Source organism: Actinomadura sp. KC345, from assembly GCF_004348515.1.
GTDB lineage: Bacteria > Actinomycetota > Actinomycetes > Streptosporangiales > Streptosporangiaceae > Spirillospora.
The window spans coordinates 1-5,933 of record NZ_SMKH01000392.1 but is presented as its reverse complement, the minus strand read 5'-3'; the positions used below and the strand labels follow the sequence as shown (position 1 = coordinate 5,933).

The window sequence follows — 5,933 nt, the reverse complement described above, 5'->3', positions numbered from 1 at the left end:
AGTGGCAGCGGCCCGACCGGGGCATGGCGCGGCCCGCGGGTCATCGGCGGCCGTCCCCTCCTCCGCCGCCTCCGATCCAGTACACGCCGACCAAGCTCGATCGGGCCATCGCGGCATGGAAGCGGCCTCCGCTGCCGATGTCGCCGGCGCTCGCCGCGGGGGCGGCCATCGCCGCGGTGATCGGCGCGGTGACGGTGGGGCCGTCGCTGCGCTCCGGGCGGTTCGGCGTGGGGCTGCTCATCGCGGCCGCCGCCGTCGCGTACGTGGCGGGAGCGTCGGCGTGGTCGGCGGGGCGCCTCGTCCGGGCCCGGTCCTCCAGGGGCGGCTGGCGCTTCAACCTGACCGGCGGCGTGTTCCTGCTGCTCGCGGTGCTCCTGTCGGCGACGCCGGCGATCCGTGACGCGGACTGGATCGTCGTGTCGGCGCTGGCGCTCGCCGTCGCCACCGGCTCGTACGCGGTGTGCGGCGGACGGTCCTGGGCGGAGGTCATCGGCGGAGGGCTCGCGGTCGTGCCGGCGAGCGGCTACATGATCCCGTGGGCGGCGCGCGGCACGTACCGCGCGGCGTCGCGGGGGCGGGGCAGCGCCTGGCCCGCGATCCGGACGGGCCTGATCGTGACCGTGCTGCTGGTGGTGTTCGGCGGCCTGTTCATCGGGGCGGACGCGGCGTTCGGCGACCTCGCCGCCGGTCTCGCCCCCGAGGTCTCCGCGGGGTCCGTCGTCCTGTACGTGTTCGCGGGCGCCGCGACGCTCGTGCTGGCCTGCGCCGGCGCGTTCCTCGCGCAGGCGCCGCCGCCGCTGCGGCTGCTGAACCCCGATCCGGCGGAACCCGCCGGGCGCTGGTCCTGGGTCGTGCCGATCGCCGCGCTGGACCTGCTGTTCCTGCTGTTCTGCGCGATCCAGGCCCGGATGTTCCTGGCCGACGACAAGGACGAGCTCCTCCGCTCGACCGGCCTCACCTACGCCGAGTACGCGCGGGAGGGCTTCTTCCAGCTGGTGATCGTGACGGTCCTCGTCCTCGTGGTCGTCGCCGCCGCGATGCGGTACGCGCCGTCCGCCGCGCGGGCCGACCGCGTCGCCGTACGCGCCCTGCTCGGGCTGCTGTGCGCGCTGACCATCGTCGTCGTCGCCGTCGCGCTGCGCCGCCTCTACCTGTACGAGGAGACCTTCGGCTGGACGCGGCTGCGGCTGTGGGTCCACGCGTTCGAGCTGTGGCTCGGGTTCGTGGTCGTGCTGGTCGCGGTCGCGGGCGTGGTGAAGGGGCGGGTCGCCTGGCTGCCGCGGATGGTCGCGGCGAGCGGCGCGATCGCGATGATCGCGCTGGTGTCGGTCAACCCGGACGGGTTCATCGCCGAGCACAACGTCGAGCGCTACGAGGAGACCGGCAAGCTCGACACCTACTACCTGCGGGACCTGTCCGCCGACGCCGTCCCGGCGCTGGACCGGCTGCCCGAACCGCAGCGGTCCTGCGCGCTGCACGGCATCGCCGCGGACCTGCGCGAGGACGAACCCGCCTTGGGCGCCAACCATGCGCGCAGCCGGGCGCGCGAGATCCTGAACCGGCGTCCCCCGGACGACTCCGTCAGCTGCTTCGCCATGGACGGCTCATCGTGAACCGTCCATGGTGAGCAGGGCGAACGCGGCGAGGGTCGAGTCGTCGGTGATCCGGCCCTCCCGCACGAGCCCCTTGAACTCGTCCATGGAGAACCACTTCTGCCGCATGTCCTGCTCCTCGATCTCCCGGTCGGTCTCCCCCGCCCGCAGGTCGGACGCGACGAAGACGTTGAAGCCCTGCCCGCTCGTCCCGTGCGAGCAGTGCAGGTAGCCGAGGTGCTTCAGCGTCCCGGCGCGGAGGCCGGTCTCCTGGGCGAGTTCGAGGCGGGCCAGTTCCTCCGGGTCGGCGTCCTGCCGCCTGGGGAGGGAGCCCTGCGGGAAGTTCCAGGTGCGCATCCCGATCGGGTACCGGTACTCCTCGACGAGATGGAACCCGTCCCCGTCGAGGGGGATGACCAGGACGAAGTCGGGTTTATCCACGACCCCGTAGATGCCGCGCGAGCCGTCCAGGCGCTCGACGTCGTCCTCCCGGACGACCATCCAGGGGTTCTCGTAGACGACGCGCGTACCGACCTGGCGGACCGCGGGCTCGCCGCCGGCGTTCACCGGCTCTTCGGCGTCAGTCATGGTCAGGCTCCCGACCCGTAGCGGTAGACGAGTTCGTGCCGGTCGCCGACCACCACCCGGTGGGTGACCTCGACGACGCGGCCATCCTGGTCGTAGGCGCGGCGCCACAGCGTGAGCACGGGCTGGTCAGGGCCGATCTCCAGCGTCTCCTGCTCGTCCGCGCACGGCAGCCGGCACGTCACCGACTCCTCGAACGTGATGCGGAGGCCGGACTCCTCCAGCCGCGAGTAGATGCCGCCCGGACCGGTGTCGACCTCGCGCAGCACCGGAATCCGTTCGACGATCTCGGGGATCACCCAGGTCGTCGCCGTCTGGACGGGCGGCTCCCCCTCCACACCCTGGACGCGCGCCCGTTCCAGCACCCGCGTCCCGGGCGGCACGTCCAGACGGGGCGCGAGGCGCTCGCCGGCCTCGACCTCGCCGACGGCCGTCCGGGTGAACGGCGTCCGGCCGTCCTCCTGCGCCGAGACGTGGAACCCGCGCCACGAGCCGACCTGCCGCGTGATGTCGGCCGCCGCGCGGCGCACCCGCCGCGCCGTCCGCACCTGCGTCCCCGCGCCGTGCCGCAGCCGGACGAGGCCCTGCTCGGCCAGCATCTGCAGCGCCCGCCGGACGGTCGAGCGGTCGGCGCCGTACTGCCGCGCCAGCTCTCGCTCGGACGGCAGCCACGCGCCCGGTTCGAGTTCACCCTCGACGATCCGGGCGGCCAGCGCGTTGCTGATCGCCTGTGCCTTCGCGGGGGGTCGCGGCATCGCCAGTTCCTGCTCCGGGGGTGGGGTGCGTTGACCTCACACCGTACCGACGCCACGGCGGACGGCTGCCTCTTGGGGTTGTGCCGAACGCGTTGTGACCGGTGCTTGGTCGTCCTATGGTAGACCTACCATAGGCCCACCTAGGGAGCCCCCGCGATGTCGCTCATCCTGCCCGGCTGGCACGGCGAACGCTCGGACAGGGGCCTGCGGGCCACCCGTATCACCCCCTTGACGGACTACCAGCTCCTGAACGGCTGCCTGGAGGAGATCGTCGCGGCGGACGAGGGCGAGCTGTGGCTGCTCTGCGACGCCCAGACCCGGCTGGCCGAGCGCGTCGCCACCGCCGAACGCCTCCGTGCCGGGCCCGGGGCCGCCGGGCCCGGCACGGATTCCGGCTCGGTCAGGACCGGCGGAAGGTGACGACCTCCCCGGAGTCCCCGACGGCCGCCCGGGGCGGCTGGATCATGCGCTCGCCGGCGTTGTCGGCCAGCAGCGCGCGGGCACGCAGCACGATCTCCAGATCGAAGCGCAGATCCGGGTCGAGGAGCTGGTCGCCGAACAGCTCCTCCAGCTGCCGCAGCCGGTAGCGGACCGTCTGCGGGTGGACGTGCAGCCGCATCGCGACCTCGTTGGCGTTGCGGCCGGACTGCAGCCACGCCAGCAGCGTCTCGGCGAGCCGGTCCTGCTGGCTCGGACGCAGGTGCGCCAGCGGGGCGAGGCGCAGGTCGGCCAGCGAGGTGATGAGCCCCTCGTCCTGGAACAGGATCAGCGTGGACATGTGCTCCACGCTGCGGATCACGCCGCTCTCCGCCTCGATCACGCCGCGCTGGACGAGGCACAGCGTCTTGCGGGCCCACTGGATCGACCGGGCCGCCTCCATCAGCGGGACGGTCGGGCCGACGACGGCGAGCGTCCCGGCCAGCGCGCGGTCGACGAGCTTGGCGCGCCCCGGCCCGTCGGGGTCGGGGATGATCAGGCTCGGGGTACGGCGGGTGAGGTCGGCGAGGACGTCGGGCGGGAAGGCGGGCTGCCGGGCGTCCTGGTGGTGCCGTCCGAGCGCCACCGCCGCGATCGTCCGGGGGATGGGCCAGTGGGCGGCCGCCGCGAGGTCGGCGATCGCCTCCTGGGCGGCGGGCGGATCGGCGAACAGCAGGTCGAGCAGGCGCTTGCGCCGCCGCTGCATCTCGCCCGCGACGGCGGCCTTGGCCTGCGAGAACCCCTCGGCCGCCGCGTGCGCCAGCTCGTTCTGGAACTCCATCAGCACCTCGCCGACGGCGCCGAGCGTGCGCGGCGAGACGTCCAGGGCGTCGGCGCCCTCGGTGAGCCGCCGCCAGGCGATCATGCCGCCGACCCGCATGGCGCTCTGCATGGCGTCGAGGCTTCGCCCTTCACCGGCCTCGCCGCGGCCGATGCCGCGGAAGAAGTCCACCACCGGGGCGGAGTCGTGACCAGGGTCGGCGACCCGGTCCACGAAGTAGTGGAGCACCCGCTCGACGGCGAGCCGGAGTGTCCCCGAGTAGGAGCCGTCCCCAGGACGGTCGTACTCCCTGACGCGCGTCTGGATCTCCTGGATCATGTCGTCCGCCACCTCGTCGAGGTGAGGCCGCATGTGATCTGCCAGTTCCCTCGGCAGATCCGGCCACGGGCGCCCGTTAGTGGTCGAACCGTCGTTCGCCACAGAACCTCCCCAGCAGTCGTCCCGCTGCGTTGCGCGCCGTACACAGGGGGTAATTACTTACTTATGTGTCGTGTGTGAGGCAAATCATGACCCGTGGTACGGCCGAGAGCAAAGTCTAGGTCGACATTCGACCGACTTCGGCCGGATTTACACCAAGAACCACCAGGTCAGACGACCATGAGCGCCGTGCTCGCCCAGCGCGACACCCCGAACACGGCGGGCGACACGTAGGGTCATCCCGTGTCAGCGAGCCACGGCGACCGCGCGACCTCCCCCGGCACGCCCCCAAAGCCCCTGAGCGCCCCTGGCGACCGCTTCGGCTCCTCCGTCCTGCGGAAGGCGTTCCCCGACCACTGGAGCTTCCTGCTCGGCGAACTCGCCGTGTACTCGTTCGCCGTCATCCTGCTGACGGGCGCCTACCTGGCGCTGTTCTTCGTCCCGAGCCTTGAGCAAGTCACGTACGACGGCTCCTACGGGCCGCTCCAGGGCGTCCGGATGAGCGAGGCCTACGCATCGACGCTGCACATCGGCTTCGACGTACGCGGGTCGCTGATGCGGGGGATCCACCACTGGGCGGCCGTCATCTTCACACTGGCGATCACCGCTCACCTGGTGCGCGGCTTCTTCACCGGAGCGTTCCGGAGAACCCGGAGCCTCACCTGGCTGATCGGGATCGCCCTGTTGATGCTGGTCATGCTGAACGGCCTGTTCGGCCACTTTCTGCCGGACGACCTGCGCTCCGGCACCGGCCTGCGCATCCTCGAAGGCGCCCTGGCCTCGATCCCGTTCATCGGCTCGTACCTCGCGACGCTCCTTTCGGGCGGCGAGTACGTCCCGCGGCTCTACCTGATCCACGTCCTGCTGATCCCGGCCGAGGCGTCGACCCCCACCACCCTCGACCGCGCCCGCCGCCTTTTGGAGGAACGCAACACCCAAGTACAGACCGGCCTCTACGCCCCCTGCCCCACCCTGGCCCACGTCCACGAGGGCTGGCTACGAGCCCGCGTAGCCGCCCGAACAGCCGCCCCAGGCGAAACAAGAGACTGGACGACCCTGGGAGCCCTCCGCCTACTCCACACCGCAGGCGACGAGGCCCTGACCCAGACGACCCAGACCCAAGGCACAACGGCCCTGCGAAACCACCCCGCCCTAGCCGAAACGGCCCGCACCTACCTGGACCTGGCCGCCAACGTCCAGCAAACAGCCCAAGCCCTGAACATCCACCGCCAGACCCTCTACCACCGCCTGCGCCGCATAGAAGCGATCACGACCCTGTCCCTGACAAACGGCCAAGACCGCCTAACCCTCCACCTGGCCCTAACC

General features: G+C 72.0%; 6 protein-coding genes. 3 read left to right on the top strand and 3 right to left on the bottom strand.

Features of this window, described 5'->3' with window-relative positions:
• The coding region (locus tag E1281_RS36295) for a DUF4173 domain-containing protein (protein WP_207943714.1) at positions 1-1,613 on the top strand (1,613 nt) is incomplete at its 5' end.
• Here the strand turns inward: E1281_RS36295 and E1281_RS36290 are convergent.
• Positions 1,605-2,180: an NUDIX hydrolase gene (locus E1281_RS36290; protein WP_131884230.1), complete on the bottom strand. Its 576-nt coding sequence runs from the start codon at positions 2,178-2,180 to the stop codon at positions 1,605-1,607. The genes E1281_RS36295 and E1281_RS36290 overlap by 9 nt on opposite strands.
• Positions 2,181-2,182: 2 nt before the next feature.
• Positions 2,183-2,932, bottom strand: coding sequence for a GntR family transcriptional regulator (locus tag E1281_RS36285; RefSeq protein ID WP_131884229.1), 750 nt, complete (start codon positions 2,930-2,932; stop codon positions 2,183-2,185).
• Positions 2,933-3,088: 156 nt separating this feature from the next.
• Between E1281_RS36285 and E1281_RS36280 the strand changes: the two genes are divergently transcribed.
• Positions 3,089-3,352 carry a hypothetical protein gene (locus tag E1281_RS36280; RefSeq protein ID WP_131884228.1) on the top strand — a complete coding sequence of 88 codons (264 nt, stop codon included), beginning with the start codon at positions 3,089-3,091 and terminating at the stop codon, positions 3,350-3,352.
• Here E1281_RS36280 and E1281_RS36275 read toward each other — a convergent pair.
• Positions 3,333-4,541 carry a PucR family transcriptional regulator gene (locus E1281_RS36275; protein WP_165959260.1) on the bottom strand — a complete coding sequence of 403 codons (1,209 nt, stop codon included), beginning with the start codon at positions 4,539-4,541 and terminating at the stop codon, positions 3,333-3,335. The two genes, E1281_RS36280 and E1281_RS36275, sit on opposite strands and share 20 nt — an antisense overlap.
• Positions 4,542-4,904: 363 nt before the next feature.
• Here E1281_RS36275 and E1281_RS41530 point away from each other — a divergent pair.
• A partial coding sequence (locus E1281_RS41530) for a cytochrome b N-terminal domain-containing protein (RefSeq protein WP_243717750.1) occupies positions 4,905-5,933 on the top strand: 1,029 nt, incomplete at its 3' end.